At 67.4% G+C, this 22,006-nt stretch carries 19 protein-coding genes; 1 reads left to right on the forward strand and 18 read right to left on the reverse strand.

The genetic code is table 11. The features are described from left to right. Nucleotides 1–18: 18 nt before the first annotated feature. The gene (locus FURADRAFT_RS09990; RefSeq protein WP_008954022.1) at nt 19–738 is read right to left on the reverse strand and encodes a ferredoxin--NADP reductase; all 720 of its coding nucleotides are present in this window, start codon (nt 736–738) and stop codon (nt 19–21) included. A gap of 422 nt (nt 739–1,160) precedes the next feature. On the opposite strand from FURADRAFT_RS09990, the gene FURADRAFT_RS09995 reads away from it, so the two are divergent. Beyond that, nucleotides 1,161–1,850, forward strand: coding sequence for a ceramidase domain-containing protein (locus tag FURADRAFT_RS09995; protein WP_008954023.1), 690 nt, complete (start codon nt 1,161–1,163; stop codon nt 1,848–1,850). Here the strand turns inward: FURADRAFT_RS09995 and FURADRAFT_RS10000 are convergent. The 17 genes from FURADRAFT_RS10000 to FURADRAFT_RS10080 form a co-directional block, all read right to left on the reverse strand. Then, the gene (locus FURADRAFT_RS10000) at nt 1,847–2,260 is read right to left on the reverse strand and encodes a PaaI family thioesterase (RefSeq protein WP_008954024.1); all 414 of its coding nucleotides are present in this window, start codon (nt 2,258–2,260) and stop codon (nt 1,847–1,849) included. The genes FURADRAFT_RS09995 and FURADRAFT_RS10000 overlap by 4 nt on opposite strands. Nucleotides 2,261–2,454: 194 nt before the next feature. Then, a complete protein-coding gene (locus FURADRAFT_RS10005) occupies nt 2,455–2,862 on the reverse strand; it encodes a hypothetical protein (protein WP_008954025.1) in 408 nt (135 codons plus the stop codon). 209 nt (nt 2,863–3,071) lie between these two features. Then, a complete protein-coding gene (gene bluB, locus FURADRAFT_RS10010; protein ID WP_008954026.1) occupies nt 3,072–3,755 on the reverse strand; it encodes a 5,6-dimethylbenzimidazole synthase in 684 nt (227 codons plus the stop codon). Then, nucleotides 3,752–5,056, reverse strand: a complete 1,305-nt coding sequence (locus tag FURADRAFT_RS10015) for a cobyrinate a,c-diamide synthase (RefSeq protein WP_008954027.1) — start codon at nt 5,054–5,056, stop codon at nt 3,752–3,754. The genes bluB and FURADRAFT_RS10015 overlap by 4 nt, the downstream gene beginning before the upstream one ends. Before the next feature lie 3 nt (nt 5,057–5,059). After that, nucleotides 5,060–5,662 carry a cob(I)yrinic acid a,c-diamide adenosyltransferase gene (gene cobO, locus FURADRAFT_RS10020; RefSeq protein ID WP_008954028.1) on the reverse strand — a complete coding sequence of 201 codons (603 nt, stop codon included), beginning with the start codon at nt 5,660–5,662 and terminating at the stop codon, nt 5,060–5,062. Nucleotides 5,663–6,001: 339 nt separating this feature from the next. Continuing rightward, nucleotides 6,002–7,111 carry a CobW family GTP-binding protein gene (locus FURADRAFT_RS10025; protein ID WP_008954029.1) on the reverse strand — a complete coding sequence of 370 codons (1,110 nt, stop codon included), beginning with the start codon at nt 7,109–7,111 and terminating at the stop codon, nt 6,002–6,004. Then, nucleotides 7,108–8,652, reverse strand: a complete 1,545-nt coding sequence (gene cobJ, locus FURADRAFT_RS10030) for a precorrin-3B C(17)-methyltransferase (RefSeq protein ID WP_008954030.1) — start codon at nt 8,650–8,652, stop codon at nt 7,108–7,110. The genes FURADRAFT_RS10025 and cobJ overlap by 4 nt, the downstream gene beginning before the upstream one ends. Nucleotides 8,653–8,693: 41 nt before the next feature. Beyond that, the gene (locus FURADRAFT_RS10035) at nt 8,694–9,452 is read right to left on the reverse strand and encodes a cobalamin biosynthesis protein (RefSeq protein ID WP_008954031.1); all 759 of its coding nucleotides are present in this window, start codon (nt 9,450–9,452) and stop codon (nt 8,694–8,696) included. Continuing rightward, complete coding sequence (gene cobM, locus FURADRAFT_RS10040; protein ID WP_008954032.1) at nt 9,449–10,255, reverse strand: precorrin-4 C(11)-methyltransferase; 807 nt, start codon at nt 10,253–10,255, stop codon at nt 9,449–9,451. Before cobM ends, FURADRAFT_RS10035 begins: the two co-directional genes overlap by 4 nt. Further along, the gene (gene cobI / locus FURADRAFT_RS10045) at nt 10,252–10,983 is read right to left on the reverse strand and encodes a precorrin-2 C(20)-methyltransferase (RefSeq protein ID WP_008954033.1); all 732 of its coding nucleotides are present in this window, start codon (nt 10,981–10,983) and stop codon (nt 10,252–10,254) included. The genes cobM and cobI overlap by 4 nt, the downstream gene beginning before the upstream one ends. Further along, entirely contained in the window at nt 10,980–12,134 is a 1,155-nt protein-coding gene (cbiD, locus tag FURADRAFT_RS10050; RefSeq protein ID WP_008954034.1) for a cobalt-precorrin-5B (C(1))-methyltransferase CbiD, read from the reverse strand. Before cbiD ends, cobI begins: the two co-directional genes overlap by 4 nt. Next, the gene (locus tag FURADRAFT_RS10055) at nt 12,131–13,708 is read right to left on the reverse strand and encodes a precorrin-8X methylmutase (protein WP_008954035.1); all 1,578 of its coding nucleotides are present in this window, start codon (nt 13,706–13,708) and stop codon (nt 12,131–12,133) included. The genes cbiD and FURADRAFT_RS10055 overlap by 4 nt, the downstream gene beginning before the upstream one ends. Beyond that, nucleotides 13,705–14,430, reverse strand: a complete 726-nt coding sequence (locus FURADRAFT_RS10060; RefSeq protein WP_081455948.1) for a cobalt-precorrin-7 (C(5))-methyltransferase — start codon at nt 14,428–14,430, stop codon at nt 13,705–13,707. Before FURADRAFT_RS10060 ends, FURADRAFT_RS10055 begins: the two co-directional genes overlap by 4 nt. Nucleotides 14,431–14,481: 51 nt before the next feature. After that, the gene (locus FURADRAFT_RS10065; protein ID WP_008954037.1) at nt 14,482–16,443 is read right to left on the reverse strand and encodes a putative cobaltochelatase; all 1,962 of its coding nucleotides are present in this window, start codon (nt 16,441–16,443) and stop codon (nt 14,482–14,484) included. After that, nucleotides 16,440–20,573 carry a cobaltochelatase subunit CobN gene (locus tag FURADRAFT_RS10070; protein ID WP_008954038.1) on the reverse strand — a complete coding sequence of 1,378 codons (4,134 nt, stop codon included), beginning with the start codon at nt 20,571–20,573 and terminating at the stop codon, nt 16,440–16,442. The genes FURADRAFT_RS10065 and FURADRAFT_RS10070 overlap by 4 nt, the downstream gene beginning before the upstream one ends. Next, the gene (locus FURADRAFT_RS10075; protein ID WP_008954039.1) at nt 20,570–20,899 is read right to left on the reverse strand and encodes a (2Fe-2S) ferredoxin domain-containing protein; all 330 of its coding nucleotides are present in this window, start codon (nt 20,897–20,899) and stop codon (nt 20,570–20,572) included. The genes FURADRAFT_RS10070 and FURADRAFT_RS10075 overlap by 4 nt, the downstream gene beginning before the upstream one ends. Then, the gene (locus tag FURADRAFT_RS10080) at nt 20,896–21,948 is read right to left on the reverse strand and encodes a HoxN/HupN/NixA family nickel/cobalt transporter (protein ID WP_008954040.1); all 1,053 of its coding nucleotides are present in this window, start codon (nt 21,946–21,948) and stop codon (nt 20,896–20,898) included. Before FURADRAFT_RS10080 ends, FURADRAFT_RS10075 begins: the two co-directional genes overlap by 4 nt. Between the last annotated feature and the right edge of the window lie 58 nt (nt 21,949–22,006).

The following is a 22,006-nucleotide window of genomic DNA, read 5'->3' on the forward strand; positions in this document are numbered from 1 at the left end:
AATGCGTGTTGGCGACTCTCAGTACCCGTAGAACTCTTCGGTGCGGATATCATCATCGACACCGGCAAGATTCAATACCCGGTGCATGTCTTCGACCATCGCAGGCGGTCCGGCAAGGTAGCAGATCGGCGTCGGAAGCTCGCTGATGACCCGTTTCAACAGCGCCTCGTCAATCTTGCCCACTGCTCCCGTCCATGGCCGGCTGGATTGCTCCATCTGCGTCATCGTCGCCACCAGACGGAAGTGATGGTTCCGTTGTTCAAGCGCTTGCAGTTCGGCGAGAAAGGCGGCGTCCTCCGGCCGGCGATTGGAATAGATCAATACCAGGCGCTGTGCTAACCCATCCTGTGTTGCTTGCCGCAAGATGCTCATGAACGGCGTAATGCCAATCCCTCCCGCAATAAAGACGGCCGGCCGCGCACGATTGTTGTGCAGGGTCAGCGATCCGAACGGCCCTTCGATCCGGATAGGCGACCCGATTGCCAGCGACTTCAAGGCACGCTTGAACGCACTGTCGCGCATGCGCGTGGTAATGCTCAGATGCTCTTCGAACGGTGCGCTGACGATAGAGAAGGCATGGCGGGCGCTTTGTGGATCGGTAGCCGGTGGATCGACGAGGACGACATCCATCGCCTGACCTGGCTTGAAACTGAAGCCTGGCGGTTTTTCAAAATGAAACGCCATGGTGCCCTCCACGATCATTTCGCGGCCTTCGATTTTTGTGTCGTAAGCACTCATTTCGTGGCTCCCCTTGATCAAGGAATCTTGCCGTTTGCCCTGGAGGGCGTTGGTGTGCGGTTATTTCAGATTTGGCCACTAAAGTCTGTTTGTCAATAATTATATGATTTAATATTTTGATATGGCTCGAGCACCCTGACGGTTGGTGGAGCCGCTTTTAGTCATGCACAGCTCGCCAGTGACCGACAGGAGATAAGACGCGCCTTATGGCGCGTTAATGAAGATCCTCGTTCCACCCGGAACGGGGACTCGGCATGCCCTGTGAGCCGGCTTGACCCGTGCGAAAGGTGTTGGCCCGAGTTCAGCCTTGAAGGCGCGTCAGGGGTAAATGGGCGGGATCGATGGTGGAACGCGCACGGTCACGGTGCTTTCATCAAGTCCGTCTAGAGTGGGTGTCTTTCCATCGTCAGGCGGGGGCGCCCGTGGCTTATGTCGATTTGTACTGCGAGCGGATCGCACCGGGTTTGCTCGGCGAGCCGATCAATACACTGAGCAATCTGGCATTTTTTGCCGCTGCCTGGTGGGTGTGGCGTCACGCTGCGATGGCGGGTGCGGGCTCAGGCCGGGCGCGCTGGCTGGCGGGGTTGCTGGCGTTGATCGGCGCCGGCAGCTTCACCTTCCACGCTTTCGCCACCGGTTGGGCGGAGTGGCTCGATGTGCTGCCCATCCTGTTGTTCCAGCTGGTGTTTCTCTGGCGCTATTTCCGCGATATCGCCGGGTGGCGGCGCATCACGACGGGAATGTTCCTGGCGGGTTTCGCCGCCGCCGGGGTCGAGGCCGGGAATTATCCGCAATGGCTGAACGGTTCGCTGTCCTACCTGCCGGCGCTGCTGGTGTTACTGGGCATCGCCGTCTGGCATGGCCGTAACGGTCGCGCGGGCTGGAAGTCGCTGGCGGCGGCGGGTGGCACTTTCGTGGTGTCGCTGTTTTTCCGCTCCGTCGACAATGCCGTCTGTCCCGCCTTCGCCATCGGCACGCATTTCCTGTGGCACTTTCTCAATGCCGTGGTGCTGGCGCTGGCGGTGCGAGGGTGGATGCTGGGGGTGTCGGGGGCAGCGCTGTCCGGTCGCCTCGGCGGCGTCGCGGGACGCCGTGTAGGCGAGCCGTTCTAGTCGCTGGTGATCTGCCCGGCCGTGCGCGGTGTTATCAGCTTGAAAGTGCCCATCGCCTTGGCGACAAGCCCGCCCGCCGCATCGCGGATTTCCCCTTCGCAAAATACCAGGGAGGCGCCGGCGCGCAGCACGCGGCCTTCGCAGTCCAGCACGCCGTTGGCGGGCTCCAGGAAGCTGACGTTCAGGTCCACCGTGGCGACACCGGTCGAATTCGGGCGCATGCCGCGGGCGGCGGCGGCCAGCGTGACGTCGAACAGCGTCATCAACAGCCCGCCGTGGCCGTTGCCGGCGGCGTTCAACAGCGGCGGGGTCAGCTCGACGCGCGCCCGAGCAAGGCCGGGTTCGCGTTCTACGGCGACGATGCCGCAATGCTCGATGAAGGGGCTGTGGATGCCGAAGAAGTCGCTCATGGGTGGTTCCTGTCGTACTGATCCGGAGGGTGGGAGAGATTGGCTGAGCGGCGAGAGCCTGTTTACGAATTCGCGAGCTAGAGCGAGACAAGGCAAAAACGGCTGAGGAAGCGGCGTTTACACGTGGTCAATGAGCATTCCGAAGACGGTTTTAACGCCGTATCGCCGACGCGCCGCAGATCGTAAACAGGTTCTCAGGGCTTGGCGCCGCCTGTCTTCAGCTGTTGGTAGTCGCCCAAAACGCCGTCGGCCTGCTGCAGGATGTCGCGCAGGGTGTCGGCCGGGGTGAAACTGTCGAAGTTCAACGCCGGGTCGAGCGCCAAGAGGGCGCGGCGCGCGCTGGTGCAGACGTCGACCGCGGCGTTGAAGTCGGCCGGGCCCAGTACCTTGCCGTTGCGGATCTTGCGGTAGTGCACCCGGCACATTTGTAGATATTGGCGGGCGGTGTCGTGGGCGTCGAGCGCACCGGCGTTCTCCAGCTCGGTGAACGCCGCCATCAGCGCCTGGCAGGCTTGCTCGGCGCGCGCCAGGCGCTTTTCCAACGCCAGTCTGGCGTCGCGACTGGGATTGGCTGCGGAGGGTTTCTTGGGTTTGGCGGCCATGCGCTGACTTTCTGGTTGAGTGGGGCACGCCCGTAGCCGCGCCCCGCGGGGGTTCGAGGGGCGCATTTTAACGTGCATTGCCTAGAGCGGCACAGCGGGGCCGACGTCGGCTCTTTTATGAGCCGCCAACAAAACCCAGCACGGCGCTCTTGGCTAGGCGCACCGCCGCAGACAGTACAACAACGCCAAGAGGTTTTCGTTGGCGGTTCTTAGCAGACTGGGGTGTCGTCGTGTCGGCCGGGTTCAGCCAGTACCTCATGGCGCCAACCGTTTTCGAAAACCAGTTCTTCCAGCGGCCGGCGGCTGGCCCAGTGTTCCTGTTCCAGCATCGGTTTTTCGTAGAAGGCGTCGACGTGGCCTAAGCAGAGAATGGCCACAGCCTTGGCACCCGGCGGTAGTTGCAGCAGTTCGCCCAGCGCGGCTGGGTCGAACAGCGAGACCCAGCCCAGGCCGAGGCCTTCGGCACGGGCGGCGAGCCACAGGTTCTGGATGGCGCAGGCGACCGAGGCGAGGTCCATCTCCGGCAGGGTGCGCCGGCCGAACACGTGGCGTTCGCGCCCATCCATCAGCGCCGCCACCAGCACTTCGCCACAGTCGAGAATGCCTTCCACCTTGAGCCGCATGAATTCGTCCTGGCGCTCGCCGAGCGCTTCGGCGGTGCGCACCCGCTCGGCTTCGACCAGGGCATGCATGTCGCGGCGCAGTTGCGCGCCACTGATGCGGATGAAGCGCCACGGCTGCATGAAGCCGACGCTCGGCGCGAGATGCGCGGCCTGCAGCAGGCGGGCGAGTACTTCGGGGTCGACCGGGTCGGGGCGGAAGTGGCGCATGTCGCGCCGTTCGCGGATGGCGCGGTAGACGGCGGCGATTTCGGGGTCGCTGTATCGATTCATGGTGTGAAGAGGCGTGCCGTGGCGATGGGGTTAGACGGGAAATAGGCGTGCAGATAGCTCGCTACGATGCTGCCGTGGCGATACACCGCTTCGCCCGGTGCCGTGCCGCTGGCGCGTCGGGCATGGGTGAGCGGGGCGAGCGGCGTGGTGAGGCTCGAATAGTGGAAGGTGTGGCCGCGCAGGGTTTCGCCGTCCAGCTCGACCGACTGCAGCCCCAGTCCGGCGAGGCGCCGGCCCAGCGTGGCGTGGCCGGGCAAGAGCCCGAGCAGGTTGCCGGTCTGGCCCTGTTTGTCGGTGAGCGCGTCGAGCAGGTAGAGCATGCCGCCGCACTCGGCGTAGAGCGGTTTGCCGGCGGCGACGTGGTCTCGCAAACCGGTTGCGGTCCGAAGGGTGGCCGAAAGCGTGGCGAGGTGCAGTTCCGGGTAGCCGCCCGGCATGTAGACGGCGTCGGCCTCCGGCAGAGCGTCGTCGGCCAGCGGCGAGAAGAACGCGAGCTTGGCGCCGAGTTCGGTCAACAGTTCCAGATTGGCCGGGTAGATGAAGGAGAAGGCCTGGTCGCGCGCGATGGCGATGGTGACGCCCGCCAGCAACTTGGGGACGGCTTCGGCCAACGTTGGCCGAAAGGCGACCGGTGGCGGCAGTTCGGTGAGCGCGGTGGCGGCGATCTGCGCGGCGGCGCGTTGCAGGCGCGCTTCAAGGTCGTCGATCTCCTGCGCTTGCACCAGGCCGAGGTGGCGCTCCGGCAGGCTCATGGCGTCTTCGCGCATCACGGTGCCGAAACAGCGCAGGCCGGGCGGCAGCGTCTGCAGCAGCATCTCGGCGTGGCGCGCGCTGGCGACGCGGTTGGCCAGCACGCCGTAAAACGGCAGGCCGGGACGGAAGCTGGCAAGGCCGTGCGCGACGGCGGCGAAGGTCTGCGCCATGCCGGTGGCGTCGATCACCGCCAGCACCGGCACGCCGAAGGTTTGCGCCAGATCGGCGCTCGATGGCGTGCCGTCGAACAGCCCCATGCTGCCTTCGATCAGGATCAGGTCGGCATCACTCGCCGCATCGTACAGGCGCCGGCGGCAGTCGGCCTCGCCGGTCATCCACAGGTCGAGCGAATAGACCGGATGGCCCGACGCGCGCTCGAGGATGTAGGGGTCGAGAAAATCCGGCCCGGTCTTGAACACGCGAACCTTACGACCCTGGTCGCGGTGATGGCGCGCGAGGCCGGCGGTGAGCGTGGTCTTGCCCTGGTGCGAGGCCGGGGCAGTGAGGAACAGCGCCGGGCAGGAGCGGGCTTTCGGCTTGTGGGGCATGGTTTAAAACTCGACGCCCTGCTGCGCCTTGATGCCCTGTTCGCGGTAGGGGTGCTTGACCAGCTTCATCTCGGTGACCAAATCCGCCGCCTCGATCAGCGCTTCGGGCGCGTGGCGGCCGGTGACCACCACGTGCAGGTCGGGCGAGCGCGCGGCGAACACCGCCAGCACTTCGTCGAGCGGCAGGTACTCGTACTTCAGCACCACGTTGAGCTCGTCGAGGATCACCATGTCGTACTCGCCGCTCTCGATCATGCGGCGCGCCTCGTCCCAGCCCTTGCGGGCGGTGGCGATGTCGGCGTCGCGGTTCTGGGTGTTCCAGGTATAGCCCTCGCCCATGGTGAGGAAGTCGCAGTTGTCGAAGCTGCCCAGCAAGTCGCGCTCGGCGGTGTGCAGCGCGCCCTTGATGAACTGCACCACGCCCAGACGCATGCCGTGGCCGACGATGCGCAGGCCCATGCCGAAGGCGGCGCTACTCTTGCCCTTGCCGGTGCCGGTGTGGACGATCAATAGGCCCTTTTCCTTGGTGGCGGCGGCTTTCTTTTTCTCGAAGCCGGCCTTGCGCCGCTCGGTCATGCGATGGTGGGAGGTCGGGTCGGTTTTCATGAGGAATTCTTCCTTAGCTGTTATACGCTGCTTGCATAGCCGACGTTGTGTGGCGCCCATCTCCCGTTGGGCCGCGCCGGTAAAAAAGCTTTGGGCGAGGTTTTAAGCTGCCACCTGTTTGAGCCATTTGACGTTCGCAAATGGCGAGTTCGGCGGTGCCTCGCTCGAAGCTTTTTTGTCGGGGTTTCGCGGCACGTCGGGTCGCCTTTTCTTTCGTCTATTTATTTTGGCGAAGCAAAAGAAATAGACCCGTTTGCCGGGCGGAACCGGCCCTAAAACAACGCCCGCCGTGCGGGTACAACGCCTGTTTTGGTGTTTTCTCTGTTTGCTGGCACTACCTCAACGCCACACTGTACCCGTCAGCTTGCACAACTGCTCCACGATGCGCGGCCGGCTCGGGTGGTATCCGATGAACACCAGTTGCGCCTGTTTCGCCGGCGTCGCGTCCGGTTCGTGGCTGAGCTCGATGCGGCTGCGCACGCCCTGCACCAGCAGCCGGCCGGCGCCGTCTTGCGGGGGAGCGAAGCCCTTGATGCGCAACAGCGGCTCGCTGCGGGCGATGGCGGCGACGGCCTCGCGCAGCGTCGCGGCGTCTTGTGCTTCCTTGCTGCGGATCATGAACGACTGCCAGCCCGGGTCCTGCTCGTGGAAGTGCTTGTGCGTCGTCAGGCCATGGCTGTGCGCGCCGAGCCCGCTGTGGCTGTGGCCGTCGAGCAGGCCCTGGTTGGCGAGCGGGCGCATGGCGAGCCCCGGCATGGTCGCCACCGGGCCGTAGTGGCGGTGCGCGGTGTTGGCCGGTTCGTGCAGGTGCAGGCCCAGCGTCAGCCGCGTGTCGAGCTTGGCGTCGTAGGCGAGCTCGATGAAGCGGATCGACGGCGCCAGGGCGCGCACGCGGGTTTCCGCCGCCAGCAGTGCGTCGTCGTCCAGCGCGTCGATCTTGTTCAGCACCACGATGTCGGCGTTGGCGAGCTGCATCTCGAATAGCTCGGCGACCGAGGCGTCGACGGCCTGTTCGGTGTCCGAAGGTTGGCCGAAGCCGCCGTCCAGCAGCAGCGGGGTGTCGACCACCGCCAGCGTGGCGTCGAGCACGAAATAGGGCGCCAACGCCTCGCCCTGCAAACGTTCCATGACGGCGGAAGGCAGGGCCAGGCCCGAGGTCTCGATCAGCACGTGGTCGATCACGCTGCGCCGCTGCCACAGCGCAAGCATGGTGGGCAGGAAGTCCTCGTCGTCGTCGTAGGCGACCAGGCCGTTGGAGAGATCGTGGATTTCTACTTTGCCGTCTTCGCCGCGCAGCAGGGCACCGTCGATCGACACCTCGCCGAACTCGTTGACCAGGATGGCGAGGCGCCGCTGTTTGCTGTCACGAATCAGATTCGACAGCAGCGTGGTTTTGCCGGCGCCGAGAAAGCCGGTGACGACGGTAACGGGAATGCGGGGCGCGCTCATGCCGGCAGCTCCTGCAGGGCGGCGAGCACGGCGGCGAAGTCGGACGCCAACGCCGGGTAGTCGACGCGGGGGCGGTCGACCACGATCAGCGGGATGCCGAGTGCAGCGGCGGCGTCCGCCTTGGCCCGGTAGCCGCCGGCGTCGCCCGAGTCCTTGGTCACCACGCAGTCGATGCCCCAGTCGCGCCACAGCGTTTCGTTGGCAGCCTGCGAGAACGGGCCTTGCATGGCGACCAGGTGGGCGCGCGGGATGCCGGCGTCGATGGCGCGCTGCAGGTGCTGCGGGTCCGGCGCCAGACGCACGAACCATTGGCGCTCCACCGCGCCCTCTGCCTTGACGAAGCGGACCAGGTCCTTGCTGCCGGTGGCGAGGAAGATGCGCTGGCCGAGTTGCATCGCCAGTCGCGCGGCGTCGTCCATGGTGGCGGCGCGGTGTGCCGTGTCATGAGCGATGGCAGCACCCGGGCGTTCGTAGCGAAGGTAGGGCAGCGCCAGTTCGGCGGAGAGCGCGATCAGTTGCTGCGACATGTCGCTGGCGAACGGGTGCGTGGCATCGACGATGGCGCGGGCTCCGGTTTCGCGCAGCAGCTCGCGGCGGCGCTCGACGCCGAGGCGGCCGGAAACGGTGGTCAGGCCGGGGCAGTTCTGCGCCACCAGCTCGGCGCCGTAATCGGTGGCGCTCGACACGATCACCTCCCGGCCACTGGCAGCGATCTCGCGCGCCAGGGCATTGCCGTCGCTGGTGCCGGAGAACACCCACACCGCGCCCTCGGGCAGCGCGTCGGCCTTCACCGTGTCCGGGGTGTCGTCCCAGTTGCCGTAGCCGCGCGGCGAGAAGATCCAGTTGCGCTTGCGCTTGGTGAAGCGGTTGCCGATGACGATCGAGGTCAGCATGTTGAAGCGGCGCGTACGCAGCTCGGCCAGGGTCACCACCTCGACCGTCTGGCCCTCGCGGTAGGCGTTGTGCACGATGCCGCACAGTGTCTCGGGGCGCTTGTGTTCCAGCATGATGTCGAGGATGCGGTAGACGCCTTCCTGGCGCTGCTTGCTCTGCACGTTGTAGAACACCGCCGCGAGGTCGGCCTCGGCGATGTGGCGCGCGCGTTTCTCGATCCACTCCCACGGGCACAGCAGGTCGGACAGGCTCAGGGTGGCGAAGTCGTGCGACAGCGGCGCGCCGAGCAGGGAGGCGCAGGCGTTGGCCGAGGTGATGCCGGGGATGAGCTGCACGTCGAAGGTGTCGGTTTCCAGCATGTCCTCGTAGGCCAGCGTGGCCATGGCGTAGATGCCGATGTCACCGCTGGAGATCAGCGCCACGGTCTTGCCGGCGCGTGCCTGTTCCAGCGCCAGGCGGGCGCGTTCGCGCTCCTGCGTCAGCGGCAGGGTGCGGATGTCCTTGCCGGCGATCCAGGGCTGAATCCAGGTGAGGTAGAGGTCGTAGGACACGATCACCTCGCTCGCGGCGAGGGCGTCTTTCACCATCGGCGGGATCAGTTCGCTGGTGCCGGGGCCGACGGAGACCAGATAGAGTTTGCCGTTCATTAATGCTTTCCGTATGTCTGTTCGGTCATGACGCCACAGCGTCATGCGGGTAATTTGGTTGGGCGGTCTTCGACCGCCGCGACGGTGACGCCGTCGAGCGCGGTCTTGGGCACGATCAGCTGGCCGCGCGGGCTCGCGATCAGCGCGCAGGGTTCGCACACCCCGGACACGCCGACGTTCTGTTGCACCCAGTCGGAGGGTTCGCCGACCCAGCCGCGTGCGGCGACGTCGGGCTGGGCGATCACGCGCAGCGGCAGACCGTGGCGGGCGCAGAATTCCAGCAGGCCGGCTTCGTCGGCCTTGATGTCGATGGTCGCGACCTCGCGCACTTCGGCCAGGGGGCGATTGCCCAGCGCGGCCAACACCGCGCGTTCGATCTCGTCCGCCGACTTGCCGCGCCGGCAGCCGATGCCGAGGGTCAACGGTTTCAGCGCCTCGGTGGCGGTGGTGACGGCCGGAATCGCCCCGGTGAGCCGCGCCACCTCGTAGGCGAGCGCGTTGGCGCCACCCTCGTGGCCGGACAAGAGCGGGATGGCGAAGCGCGCCGCCTCGTCCAGCACCACCAGCGCCGGGTCGGTGTACTTGCTCGCGGGCAGGCCGTCGAGATAGCGTACCGCGATGCCGCTCGCCATCACCGCTACCCAGCGCCGGTGCTGGTGGAAGGCGCGGCGGAACTGCTCGCGCGGGCTGTCGTCGGGCGTCAGCCACGGCCGGTACAGCATCGCGCCCAGCGCTTCGGCCAACCTTTGCCCCAAGGGCAGGGCGTCCTCGCGCACCAGCCAGATGGCGGTCTCGCTCACACCGCGTCCTTCGCCTTGCGCTTGCTCGGGCGCGGCGTCTTGCGGTCGGTCCCGTCGCGGAAGATGTGGGTGAAGCCGGCCGCGTACAGGCTGGATTCCACACCGCCTTCGCGCGACAGCGCGGCGCCGACCAGCAGCAAGGTCGTCAGCAGCCAGTCCTTCTGCTTGACCTCGGACATCAGCTTGGCGAGCGTGCTGCGGTGGATGGCCTGGTCGGGCCAGCTCGCACGGCGCACCAGCGCCACCGGGGTGTCGGCCGGGTAGTGCAGCAACAGGTCGGCGATGGTCTGCTTCAGGCGCTGGCCGGATAGGAAGATGCACATCGTCGCCTGGTGTTCGGCGAAGCGGGCGATTGACTCCAGCTCCGGCACGGCCGAGGCACGGCCGGAGACGCGGGTCAGGATGATCGACTGCGACACCGCCGGGCGAGTCAGCTCTGAGCCCAGCGCCGCGGCGGCGGCGGTGAACGACGACACGCCGGGCACGATCTCGTACTCGATGCCGAGCGCTTCCAGCCGGCGCATTTGCTCGGCGGTGGCGCCGTAGATCGCCGGGTCGCCTGAGTGCAGCCGCACCACGTCCTTGCCCTCGGCCTGGGCGCGGCGGTACAGCGCCTCCTGCTCGTCGAGCGACAGTTCGGCGGTGTCGAAGATTTCGGCGTCGGCGCGGCAGTGCTGCAGCATCTCGGCCGGTACCAGGGAGCCTGCGTACAGCACCATGGATACGGCGCCCAGCAGGCGGCTGCCGCGCAGCGTGATCAGGTCGGCGGCGCCGGGGCCGGCGCCGATGAAATAGACTTTCATGGGTGGCGTTTCTCGCGGGCGGTTTTGCGGATCAGCATGGTGGCGAGGTAGCCGCTCGCGTCCGCGGTCAGGGTGGAAACGTCGTCGCACAGCACCTCGCCGGGCAGGCCGATGCGGCGCGCGAAGGCGCAGTGGCGGGCGATGTCCATCTCGTTCAACAGGCTCAGCACGTCCGGCAGGCGCGCGCCGATCTTCATCAGCACCACGATGTCGTGGCTGTCGATGTCGGTGCGCAGCTCGGCCATGTCGTCCGGGCAGGGCAGGATCAAAATCCGTTCCTTGCCTTCGCCGAGCGGCCAGGACAGCGCCGAGGCGGTGGCGGCGAAGCTGGTCACACCGGGGAAGGTGGTGTGCGTCAGCCCGGGCAGCTTGTCACGCAAGGCCGCCAGCAAATAGCCGTAGGTGGAGTAGGTCATCGAGTCGCCGATGGTGAGGTAGGCGACGTGGCGCCCAGCGGAGAGTTCCTCGGCCACCGCTTCGGCCAACTCGCCGTAGTGGCTGGAGAGCACGCTGCGGTCCGGGTCCATCTGGAACTCGATCTCGCGGAATTTCTCGTCCGGAATCGCCAGGCCTGCCAGGCACTGGCGCGCCACGGAAACCTCGCTGCCGCGCGCGCGCGGCAGGTAGATCAGGTCGGCCTGCTTGAGGGCTGCCAGCGCCGCCACCGGGATCAGTCCGGCCGGTCCCGGTCCGACGCCGACGCCGGTGAAGTGTCCGAGCGCGCTCATGCCGCTTCTCCCGAGGCGTCACCGGCGGCTTCGCCGAGTGGCGTGCCGTCCATGCTGAACAGCCGTACCGCCACGCGCTCGACGCTGGGCACCTTGGGCGCCATCAGCGCGGCGACGCGGCGCTCGATTTCCATCCAGTAGCCGCGCGCGTCGGCGTGTTCTTTTACTAGTTGCACTACGTTTTCCACGGTATTGGCTTTCTCAATCTGAGCGACGAGGTTGGCCGAAAAGCCCATCTCGGCGGCCACGGCGGCGACCGAGCCCATCGCCATGCCGCTCTTGCTGGAGTGGGTGTCCCACACCCCGTCGAGCAGCTTGGCGATCTTGCCGGGGTGGCCCAGCACCCACAGCGTGCCGAGCCGCGCCTGTTGTTCTTCCAGCGTTTGCTGGGCGTAGTCGAGCGAGACGCCGACGAAGTTGGCGATCTGCACCACTTCCTTCTTTTCCAGCCCCAGCGTGTCGGCGGCGTAGCCACGCCCGATCTTGCCGGGGGTGAAGGCGATGGCGTCGGGGCCATGGCCCAGCGCCACGCGGATGTAGACCTCGATCGAGGCCATCCACGCCGCCAGCGACATCGGCTCGACGATGCCGCTGGTGCCGAGGATGGAGATGCCGCCGAGGATGCCGAGCATCGGGTTGAAGGTGCGCTTGGCGATCTTGTCGCCGTCGACGCAGCCGATGGCGAGGTCGAAGCCGGGGTTGGTTGAACCGTTCAGCACCTCGTCCACCGCCCACTGCATCATCTGGCGTGGCACCGGGTTGATCGCCGGCTCGCCGGGGGGAATGCGCAGCCCCGGCTGGGTGACGGTGCCGACGCCGGGCGCGGCGATGAAGCGCAGCGTGCCGCTGTTGTTCACCGACACCTCGGCGAAAATGGTTGCGCCATCGGTGTTGTCCGGGTCGTCGCCGCCGTACTTCAGCACCTCGGCGCGCACCGCGCCGCTCGTCAGCCGTTCCACCTTTTCCACCGGCACCACCAGGTAGTAGTCCGGGTCCGGCAGGCTCACCTCGACTTCGCGCACCGCCTCGCCGCGCAGCAACAGCGTCAGCGCCGCCTTCACCGCGGCGGTGGCGCAGCTGCCGGTGGTGCGGCCGCGGCGCAGGCCGTTGGGGGCGGGGGTGGCGAGGTCGTAGGGGCGGCGGGTGCTCATTGCTGTGCTTGCTGTTCCTGGTTCTGGCGCCCGACGTGCTCGATGGCCGAGATCATCAGCGCGTTGACCACGGTGGCCGCCCACGGCGAGCCGCCGCGCGTGCCGCGGTTGGTGATGCGCGGCACCTGCAGCAGACGGGCCAGTTCTTCCTTGCACTCGCGCGTGCCGACGAAGCCCACCGGCAGGCCGACCACCAGTTGCGGGCGCCAGCCGTGCTCGCGCACCAGCCGCACCACTTCCATGATCGCGGTCGGCGCATCGCCGATGGCGACGATCACGTCGTTGCCGAACTTCTGCCAGGCGCGGCGGATGCCGGCGGCGGAGCGGGTGATGCCGTGGGTCTTGGCGAGCAGGTGGGTCTCTTCGTCGTGCACGCCGCACCAGGTCTCGACGCCCAGTTGATCCAGCACCGCGCGCTTGAGGCCGGTCTGCACCATGGTGACGTCAGTCACCACGCGGCGGCAGCGCAACAGCGCGCGCAGGCCGATGGCGGTGGCGCCGGGCGAGAAAACCATGTCGTCCACGCTGCTGAAATCGCCGGAGGTGTGCACCAGGCGCTGCAGCACGGTGTGCAGCTCGGCCGGGATGGTCGACCAGTCGTAGCCGGCCTGGATGATGCGCATGCTCTCGGCTTCGATCGGGTGCGGCACGTAGGGCGGCCAGTTGTCGATCGGCGCCGGTGCGGTGTCGGTACGGCCGAGCAGCCCGCGTACCAGGCCGTGGTGGCCCTGCTGCGGCGTGCCGACCTGTTCTTCGAAGCCGACGATCTGCACGCGGTACTTGCACAGCGCGCAGTTCATCGTGGCGCGGCCCTCGACGCCTTCCTGGGCGCGCTCGAGGAACACGTCGGCCACGTGCGGGTGCACGCCGAGGTAATCGGCCTTGAGCACTTCCAGTTCCGGGTGGCGCGTGGCCAGGTCGTCCGCCGCGGCGTAGATGCGCTTGACCAGCACGCCGTCGAACAGGAAGTAGGGCAGCACCACGATGCGCTTGTAACCCAGCAGGGCGGCGGCGCGCAGGCCGTCGGCCACCAGCGGCTTGGCGGTGCCGGAATAGCAGACGAAGGAGGTGCCGAAGCCCAGGCCTTCTTCCAGCATGCGCGTGAGCTTGGAAATCTCGGAATTGGCGTCCGGGTCCGTGGTGCCGCGCCCGACCACGACCAGACAGGTGTCGGCGCGCGACACGGTCTGACCGGAGCGGCCTTCGGCCTCGACGATGCGCTCGCGGCACAGTTGCAGCAGCTTCGGGTGCAGGTCCATCGCCGCGCCGAAGTGGAACTCGGTGTCCGGATGGGCGCGCTGCAAGGCCAGCAGCTCGCTCGGCATGTCGTTCTTGGCGTGGGTGGCGGCGAGCAGCACGCCCGGCACCATCACCACCTTCTTCGCGCCGGCCTCGATCACCGTGCCGACCGCTTCATCGATGGTCGGCGTGGCGAATTCCAGAAAACCGTGTTCGACGGTGCGGCCGCCGGCACGTGCGCGCAGCAGTTCGACCAGCGCCATGAACTCGTTGATCCCGTCCGGGTCGCGGCTGCCGTGGCCGGCCAGCACGATGGCGTAATCGTTGGTACTCATTTGTGGCTCGGCTCGATCTGGCTGTCCATCGGGGCAAGGGTGCGGATCAGCATGATGCTCATGTCGGAGAAGCGCTGGTCGACACACTCGGCCAGGGTGCCGTGCCATTCGGCGTCACCGCGGGTGAGGTTTTCCCACACTTCCACCGGGTGCTCGGGCGGAATGCCGTTTTCCAGCAGGTAGGCGGCGATGTGCCAGGGCATGAAGGAGCGCGCCTCGTCCCACGGGCAGGGGATGACGATGGCGTTGCGTTGGTCTTGCAGCGCGTGCACCAGGTGGCGCTTGAACGGGGTCAGGTCGCCGCGGCGGTGGAAGGTGATGAAGCTGGTCTCGTCGAAACATACCTTGGCACGCGAGGCCAGGATCTGCGCCGACGAGATGCCCGGGATGGTCTCGACCGGGTGGCCGCAGGCGCGCTCGACGCGCTCCAGGTACTGGAAGCCGCTGAAGTGGATGTCGCCCATGAACACCACCACGCACTTCTTGCCTGCGTGGTGGCGAAGGGCGACGATGTCGAGCTGCGCGACCTGGTCGCGGTAGCCCATCTGGATCACCTCGGCGGTGTCCGGGATCAGCGGGCGCACCACGTCGACCACGGCGTTGAAGCCGGCGACCACGTCGGCCTCGCGGATCAGTTGCGCCGAGCGTTGCGGCAGGTAGCCGATGTCGCCGGGTCCGGCGCCGATGCAGATAATCATGTCGGTGTTTCCTTGGTATTCCATGGCGGGCGGGCCGGTCGGCGCCCCCGCCGTTGTGATTCGTCGTTGCGGCCTTCAGCCCAGCCGCTGCCGTATCGTCAGCGTCAGGCTTTCCGCCGACAGCGTGTCGAGCGGCAGGTATTCGCCCTGCAATGCGGTGGCGAGTTCGCGCGCACGGCCCAGGCGCACGTAGCCTTCCTCGGTGTCGAGTACCAGCGCCGGCGTGCCCTGGGCGGCCAGGGCTTCGGCCAACCCCAGCGCCTCGCGCCACGGGTCCTGGCGGGTGTCGAGCGCGATGTTGGCGCGGCCGTCGGAGAGTACCACCAACAGCGGCGTCAGATTGTCCGCGCGGGCGTGCCGCGCCAGCGTCTCGGCGGTGAGCTGCAAGGCGTGCGCCAGCGGCGTGCGCCCGCCGGTGGGCAGCTCGGACAGGACGCGTTCGGCCTGGTCGATCTGGCGCGTCGGCGGCAGCACCAGCTCGGCGGCGTTGCCGCGGAAGGCGATCACCGCCACCTGGTCGCGGCGCTGGTAGGCGTCTTGCAGCAGGCCCAGCACGCAGCCCTTGACCGCTTCCATGCGGCGCTTGGCCGCCATCGAGCCGGAGGCGTCGACCACCAGCAGGATCAGGTTGGCCTGCTTGCCGACGCGCACCTTGTCGTGCAGGTCGGCACGGGTGACGCTGAAATCGCCGGGATTGCGCAGCAGCGCGCTCTTGAGGGTGGCGTCCAGCGCGAGCTGGCTCGGCGCCTCGCTCGGTACGGCGCGCAGGGTGTGGCCGTGGAACGTGCCTTCGCTGCTGCTGCGCCGTCCGCTGGCCTCGGAGGCGTGCAAGGCGGCTACCTCGATGCGGCCGACGCCGGCGGGGGTGCCGGCGGCGAACAGCTGCTCGGCGGCGCTGCCCGGCTGGGCGTTGTCGTCGGTGTCGTTGCTCGACGATTCGGCATTGTCCGGTTCGGACTCGCCGCCCCGATTGTCCGCGCTGTCCTGGCCCGAGGGCGGCTGCGATGCCGGCGGCGGGGGCGGCGGTTCGGACGCCTGCCGCGTCAGCTCGTCGAGCTTGTCGCGGTCCAGGCCGGATTGCTCGAACGGTTTCTTGCGGCGGCGGTGCGGCAGCACCAGCTCGGCGGCGTCGCGTACGTCTTCCGCCGTCACCTCGCGCCGGCCGTCGAGCGCGGCCAGCGCCCGCGCCGCCTTGTGCATCACGATGTCGGCGCGCAGGCTGGCCACCTCGAACTCGCAGCACAGCCGGCTGATGAAGTCGAACAGCGAATCGGGCATGACCACGTCGGCAAGCCCGGCCTGCGCGGCGTGCAGGGTCTGGCACAGCGCGGCGGTGTCGTCGGCGCAGCGCCGGGCGAAGCCCGCCGGATCGGCCTCGAACGCCAGGCGGCGGCGTACCACCTCGGCGCGGGTGGCGGCGTCGCGCGGCGCGCTAACGTCCACCATCATGCCGAAGCGGTCGAGTAACTGCGGACGCAGCTCGCCTTCCTCCTGGTTCATCGTGCCCAACAGCGTGATGCGCGCCGGGTGGCTCACCGACAGTCCTTCGCGCTGCACGGTGTTGACGCCCATGGCGGCGACGTCGAGCAGCACGTCGACCAGGTGGTCGGCGAGCAGGTTGATTTCGTCGATGTAGAGCAGGCCGCGATGCGCCGCCGCTAGCAGGCCCGGCTTGAACGCCTGCTGGCCGTGCTTGAGCGCCTTTTCGAAGTCCAGGCTGCCCAGCACGCGGTCTTCGGTGGCGCCCAGCGGCAGGTTGATGAAGGGCACCGGGGCGGCTTCCGCCGACGTGTCCGGGTCCTGGCAGGTCGGGCACTCGGCCAGCGGCGCGTCCGGCGCGCAGTTGAAGCCGCAGCCGGCGGTGCGCGCGATCGGCGGCAGCACCTCGGCCAGGCCGCGCGCGGCGGTGCTCTTGGCGGTGCCCTTGTCGCCGCGGATCAGCACGCCGCCCATGCTGGGGTCGACCGCGCACAGCAACAGCGCACGCTTGAGCTGCTCCTGGCCGACGATGGCGACGAAGGGGTAGTGGTGTTTCATCGTTTCGGGTTCTCCCCGCGTTCTTCCAGCATCGCCTCGCTTTGCAGGTGCAGGTCGCGCAGCGCGGCGAGCGTGTCCGGGTTCGGTTCTTCCCACAGCCGGCGCTGGGCCGCTTCCAAGAGGCGCTCGGTGATGGCGTTGAGCGCCCACGGGTTGCTCTCGGCGAAGAAGTCCTGCATTTGCTGATCCAGCGCGTAGGTTTCGGCCAACTGCTCGTACACCCAATCGTCCACCACGTGCGCGGTGGCGTCGTAGCCGAACAGGTAGTCGACCGTGGCGGTCAGCTCCAGCCCGCCTTTATAACCGTGTTTCTGGATGCTGGCGATCCATTTCGGGTTGGCCACGCGCGAGCGGAACACGCGCAGCACCTCCTCCTTCAGGCCGCGCACCGCCGGGTTGTCCGGGTTGTGGCTGTCGCCGAAGTAGTGGCGCGGCTGGCGGCCGGTGAGGCTGCGGATCGTGGCGATCATGCCGCCGTGGTACTGCAGGTAGTCGTCGCTGTCGAAGATGTCGTGTTCGCGGTTGTCCTGGTTGTGCAGGGCCACTTCGACGCCGGACAGGCGATGGCGGAAATCGGCGCGCGCGTCGGTGCCGTTGTCGCGCTGGCCGTAGGCATAGCCGCCCCAGTTGATGTAGGCGGTGGCGAAATCGGCGTCGGTTTCCCAGTTCTGCTCGTTGATCAGCGGCAGGATGCCGGCGCCGTAAGTGCCGGGCTTGGAGCCGAACACGCGGTAGAGCGCGCGCTGGCTTGCGGTCTCGGACGGCAGCCCCTGGAATAGATCGTGGCCCAAGTCGGCAAGGTAGTGCTTGCGCACGAAGTTCTGCTCGGGCGGTTCATCCAGCCGCGCCACGGTGTGCACCGCCTCGTCGACGAGGTGGATCAGGTGCGGGAAGGCGTCGCGGAAGAAGCCGCTGATGCGCACGGTGACGTCGATGCGCGGGCGGCCCAGTTCGGCCAGCGGGATCACCTCAATGCCGGTGATGCGGCGGCTCTCGGCCTGCCAGCGCGGACGCACGCCCAAGAGCGCCAGGATTTCGGCGATGTCGTCGCCGTGGGTGCGCATGGCGCTGGTGCCCCACACGCTGATGCTGACCGTCTCTGGCAGGTGGCCGGTTTCCTTGCGGTGGCGCGCCAGCACTTCGTTCGCCAGCTCGGTGCCGATGCGCCAGGCGGCCTGCGAAGGCAGGCTGCGCGGGTCGACCGAGTAGAAATTGCGGCCGGTGGGCAGCACGTGCGCCATGCCGCGTGTCGGCGCGCCGCTGGGGCCGGCCGGCACGTAGCCGCCGGCGAGGCCGTGCAGCAAGTTGGCGATCTCTTCCGTGGTGCGTGCCAGGTTGGGCACCAGCTCGCGGCAGACGAAGGCGAGGGTGGTCTTGATTGCGCCGGTGTCGGCGCTGCCGGGCAGCGCTTCGGCCAACGTTGCGTCGATCACGCTCGCGTCGAAGCCGTGTTCGGCCAACGTGGCCATCAGGCGGCGGCCCAGCGCATTGACCGCGTCGAGTGCGTCGGCACGCGTCACCAGCGGCGTGCCCGCCAGCGCCTGCAGCCGCGGCGGGACGTTTTCCAGCCGCTTGCCCTTGTCGTCCTGCAGTCCATTCCAGTCCATGCCCAGCGCCGCGGCGACGCTCGCCGGCAGGCTGGGGATGGCCAGGTTGGGCAGGCGCACCAGCGCGCACACCATGTCCACCAGCGCCTCGCCCTGCGGCACCTTGCCGAGGATGTGCAGGCCGTCGCGAATCTGCGCCGCGCCCAGTTCGCACAAGTAGCCGTCGATGTCCTCGATGAGGTGGGCGACGTCCACGCCTTCCATCTTGGCCAGCGTCAGCGGCACGCCGTCTGCGTTCAGCGTGGCGTCCCACTCGTGGTGGTGGTCATGGTCGTGATCGTGGTCATGGTTATGATGGTCATGACCGTGGTGGTGGTCGTGTCCGTGGCTGTGCGGCTTGGCGGTCGTCGGACGGTACTTGCCGCCGACGCTGGCCGCCGCGCCGGTCTGCTTCAGGGCGGGCTTGGCCGGCTGCATCCGGTACTTGCTGGCTGGTGTCGCTGCTGCGTGCGGGTGAGCATGCTCATGCTGGTCATGATCATGTTCGTGATGACCGTGCTCGTGACCGTGATGGTGGTGATCATGATGCTCGTGGTCATGCCCGTGATCGTGGTCGTGGCCCAGCATCGCCGCCAGATCGCTATCGAGCTTGGCTTCCTTGATCAGGTCCCAGATCTGCTGCTGCAACAGCGGCAGCTTGGCCGGGTCGAGCATCTCCACCTGGTAGTACTCGTCCACCAGTTGCGTGAGCTGCGCCAAAGGCCCATAGGTGTCGGCGGTGGTCATCGGTGGCGTGAGGTGGTCGATGATCACCGAGTGGGCGCGGCGCTTGGCCTGCGAACCCTCGCCCGGGTCGTTCAGGATGAACGGGTAGAACATCGGCAGATCGCCCAAGAGCGCGTCCGGGAAGCAGTGTTCCGACACGCCCACGCCCTTGCCCGGCAGCCATTCCAGCGTGCCGTGCTTGCCGACGTGGACGATGGCGTCGGCTTTCCAGTCGTCGCGCAGCCAGCAATACAGCGCGTAATAGTGGTGGGTCGGCGGCAGGTCCGGAGTGTGGTAGATCGCGTCCGGGTCCATGCCGTAGCCGCGCGGCGGCTGCAGCGCGACGAAGGCGTTGCCGAACTCCAGCCCGGCGAACACCAGTTTGCCCTCGTGCACGTAGGCGCTGCCGGGCGCCTCGCCCCAGCGTTCCAGCATCTTCTGCTGCAGCAGGTCGGGCAGTTGGCCGAACCACTCGGCGTAGCGCGCCGCCGGCACGCTGGCGATGGCTTTGCTTAATTGATCCGCCGTCAGGTAGTCCTCGTCGTAGGCGCCGCGGTCGATCAGCTCGTGGATCAGCGCGTCGCTCGATTCCGGCAGGCCGGGGAGGTGGTAACCCTGCTCGCGCATGGCGTGCAGCAGGGTGAACAGCGAGGCCGGCGAATCGAGGCCGACGGCGTTGCCGATCTGCGAGGCCTTGCTGTTGGAATTGGTGAAGATGAAGGCGATGCGCTTGTTTTCGGCCGGAATGCGGCGTAAGGCTACCTGGCGCGCGGCGATGCCGGCGACGCGGCGGACCCGGTCGGCGAGCGGTGCGTAGTGGGTTTCGTCCTCGTCGTGCTTGAACGACATCGGCACGCTGACGATGCGGCCGTCGAACTCGGGCAGCGCCACGTTCATCGCGGTGTCGAGCGGGTTGAGCCCACGCTCGGAGGCTTCCCACTGCTGCTGCGTCATGCTGCTGGTGATGGCCTGGATCACCGGAATGTCGAGCCGCTCGAACGCCGCCACCGACCAGCCTGAGGCGGTCGGGCCGTCGGCATTCACATCGCCCATGGCAAACGATGTCGTGTTGATCAGCGCGTCGATGCGGCCAATGTCACTGAAAAACTGCAGCGCCGCCGGCATGCCGGTCTCATCGAGCGTGCGCAGCGAGGCGGTGTACACCGGCAGGGCGTTGAGCCGGCGTTCGGCCAACATGTCGACCAGCATGTCGATGAAGCGGGTGTTGCCGCTCATCCAGTGCGCGCGGTAGAAGGTGATGCCGACCGTCGGCCAGTCCGGCTGACGGATCGCCGCCCAGTCGTCCAGCGTGGCGAGACCCGACAGCTCCGGGTGGTAGATGCCGTGCTCGGGCAGCGGGGTGGGCGGCTGGTAGCCGAAGCCGCTCATCAGGAGGCGGTCGGACAGGCAGCGCAGCAACTGCGCCATATTGCCGCTGCCGCCCGCCTGCAGGTAGGCGGTGACCTCGTGCTGCAGCGCCGGCGGCACCGAGGACAGGGCGGCGAGTTCGGGGTCCGGCTCGCCGGTGCCGCTCACCACGATCAGCGCGCGCTCGCGGGCTTTCGCGTCCTTCAGCAGTTCTTCGAAGCCGGGGATGGTCTGGGCGCGGCCCAGCACCCGCACCACCACAATGCGGGTATCGGCAATGGTGCCTGCCAGCAGCGCGGCCATGCGCTCGGCGCTGTCGACGGTTTGCAAGTTGACGCCGGCCACCGGTACGAAGCCCTCGGGCAGCTCGGTCTCGGCGCGGTGCAGCGCGGTGAGGTCGGTGCCGGCGTGGGTCAGCAGCACGATGCCGCCGCGGTTGGGGGCGCTCATGGCTGCTCTCCTTGTTCGATGTCGCCGATGCCCAGGCGGTGGAACACCAGTTCCTCGACCGGGCAGCCACCCGCCAGGTGCTCGTGCACGATGCGCTGGACCGCCGCCGCGTCGACTTTGCGGTACCACACGCCGTCGGGGTAGACGGCGACGATCGGGCCTTCCTTACACACCGCGAAGCAATGGGTGCGGGTGCGTTTGACGCGCAAGCCCTCGCAGGCGTCGATGGTCTGGCCCAGCGCCTTGAACATGGCCTCGGCCTCGACGCCGTTCTCGGTGCAGCGCGGACCGGTGCACATCAGCACGTGTTTGTAATGGGTTCTCATAGACTGTCCTGTGCCTTGCCGTAGCGCATTTCGTAGCCGCGCCACCGGTAGATGCCGGCCGAAACGGCCCAGCTGGCGATGAAGATGCCGATCACCAGGTAGCCGAAATGGGCCAGGCTCTCGTTCAGCAGGGCGACGCCGTCCCAGAATGCGCCGGTCAATTGCAGCTGGCTGGCCAGGAGGCCCAGCGCCTCGATGCCGCCGATGCCGAAGGCGACCAGCACCGAGATCGTGGTGATGGTGAGGTTGTACCAGAGCTTGCGCAGCGGGTTGACGAAGGCCCAGCCGTAAGCGCCCACCATCAGCATGCTGTCCAGGGTGTCCACCAGCGCCATGCCGGCGGCGAACAGCACCGGGAACACCATGACGTTCCACAGCGACGTCCCCGCCGAGGCATGGGAGGCGGAAACGGAAAACAGGCCGATCTCGGTGGCGGTGTCGAAGCCCAGGCCGAACAGGAAGCCGATCGGGAACATGTGCCAGCTCTTCGTCACCAGCCGGAACAGCGGGCGGAACAGGCGAGCGAGCAGGCCCTGTCCCGACAGCAGCAGGTTCATCTCTTCGGCGCTGACGTCCTCGCCGCGCTTCACGCGCTGGAAGTTGCGCCAGACGCCCTTGAGGATCATCAGGTTGGTGAGGGCGATGGCCAGCAGGAAGAAGGCCGAAATGCTGGTCGAGACGAGGCCGCCGAGGGTCTTGAAGGCGGCGAAGCGGCTTTGCAAGGCTTCCGTGGTGGTGACGATGATGGCGACCGCCAGCACGATCAGCGCGGAATGGCCGATCGAAAAGAAAAACCCCGTCGCGTAGGGCTGCTTGCCTTCCTGCATCAGCTTGCGCACCACGTTGTCGATGGCAGCGATATGGTCGGGGTCCACCGCGTGGCGCAGGCCGAACAGGTAGGCCAGCAGCGCGGTGCCGAGTAGCGCCGGCTGTGCCGAGAACGCGGAAAACGCCCACGCCCAGGCGAGCAGGTTGGCGATGAAGAGGAACGCCAGTATGCCGACGAGGCGGCTACGGCCGCCTGGCCGGCTGGGATGATGCGACGTCATGTTGTTGATTGCCCTCGAGCTGGTTACGTCGCCACAGGCGAGGGCACGAACTGCCCAA

This window comes from Pseudogulbenkiania ferrooxidans 2002, from assembly GCF_000174355.1.
Taxonomy (GTDB): Bacteria; Pseudomonadota; Gammaproteobacteria; order Burkholderiales; family Chromobacteriaceae; genus Pseudogulbenkiania; species Pseudogulbenkiania ferrooxidans.

Bases quoted from the DNA above. Each gene is read 5' to 3' on its own strand.
- FURADRAFT_RS10015 (WP_008954027.1), bottom strand. From the start codon at position 5,056: ATGCCCCACAAGCCGAAAGCCCGCTCCTGCCCGGCGCTGTTCCTCACT.
- cobJ (WP_008954030.1), bottom strand. From the start codon at position 8,652: ATGAACGGCAAACTCTATCTGGTCTCCGTCGGCCCCGGCACCAGCGAA.
- cobO (WP_008954028.1), bottom strand. From the start codon at position 5,662: ATGAAAACCGACCCGACCTCCCACCATCGCATGACCGAGCGGCGCAAG.
- FURADRAFT_RS10055 (WP_008954035.1), bottom strand. From the start codon at position 13,708: ATGAGTACCAACGATTACGCCATCGTGCTGGCCGGCCACGGCAGCCGC.
- FURADRAFT_RS10080 (WP_008954040.1), bottom strand. From the start codon at position 21,948: ATGACGTCGCATCATCCCAGCCGGCCAGGCGGCCGTAGCCGCCTCGTC.
- cobM (WP_008954032.1), bottom strand. From the start codon at position 10,255: ATGAAAGTCTATTTCATCGGCGCCGGCCCCGGCGCCGCCGACCTGATC.
- FURADRAFT_RS10065 (WP_008954037.1), bottom strand. From the start codon at position 16,443: ATGAAACACCACTACCCCTTCGTCGCCATCGTCGGCCAGGAGCAGCTC.
- FURADRAFT_RS10000 (WP_008954024.1), bottom strand. From the start codon at position 2,260: ATGAGCGACTTCTTCGGCATCCACAGCCCCTTCATCGAGCATTGCGGC.
- FURADRAFT_RS09990 (WP_008954022.1), bottom strand. From the start codon at position 738: ATGAGTGCTTACGACACAAAAATCGAAGGCCGCGAAATGATCGTGGAG.
- cbiD (WP_008954034.1), bottom strand. From the start codon at position 12,134: ATGAGCACCCGCCGCCCCTACGACCTCGCCACCCCCGCCCCCAACGGC.
- FURADRAFT_RS10025 (WP_008954029.1), bottom strand. From the start codon at position 7,111: ATGAGCGCGCCCCGCATTCCCGTTACCGTCGTCACCGGCTTTCTCGGC.
- FURADRAFT_RS10070 (WP_008954038.1), bottom strand. From the start codon at position 20,573: ATGAGCGCCCCCAACCGCGGCGGCATCGTGCTGCTGACCCACGCCGGC.
- FURADRAFT_RS10075 (WP_008954039.1), bottom strand. From the start codon at position 20,899: ATGAGAACCCATTACAAACACGTGCTGATGTGCACCGGTCCGCGCTGC.
- FURADRAFT_RS10005 (WP_008954025.1), bottom strand. From the start codon at position 2,862: ATGGCCGCCAAACCCAAGAAACCCTCCGCAGCCAATCCCAGTCGCGAC.
- bluB (WP_008954026.1), bottom strand. From the start codon at position 3,755: ATGAATCGATACAGCGACCCCGAAATCGCCGCCGTCTACCGCGCCATC.
- cobI (WP_008954033.1), bottom strand. From the start codon at position 10,983: ATGAGCGCGCTCGGACACTTCACCGGCGTCGGCGTCGGACCGGGACCG.
- FURADRAFT_RS10060 (WP_081455948.1), bottom strand. From the start codon at position 14,430: ATGGAATACCAAGGAAACACCGACATGATTATCTGCATCGGCGCCGGA.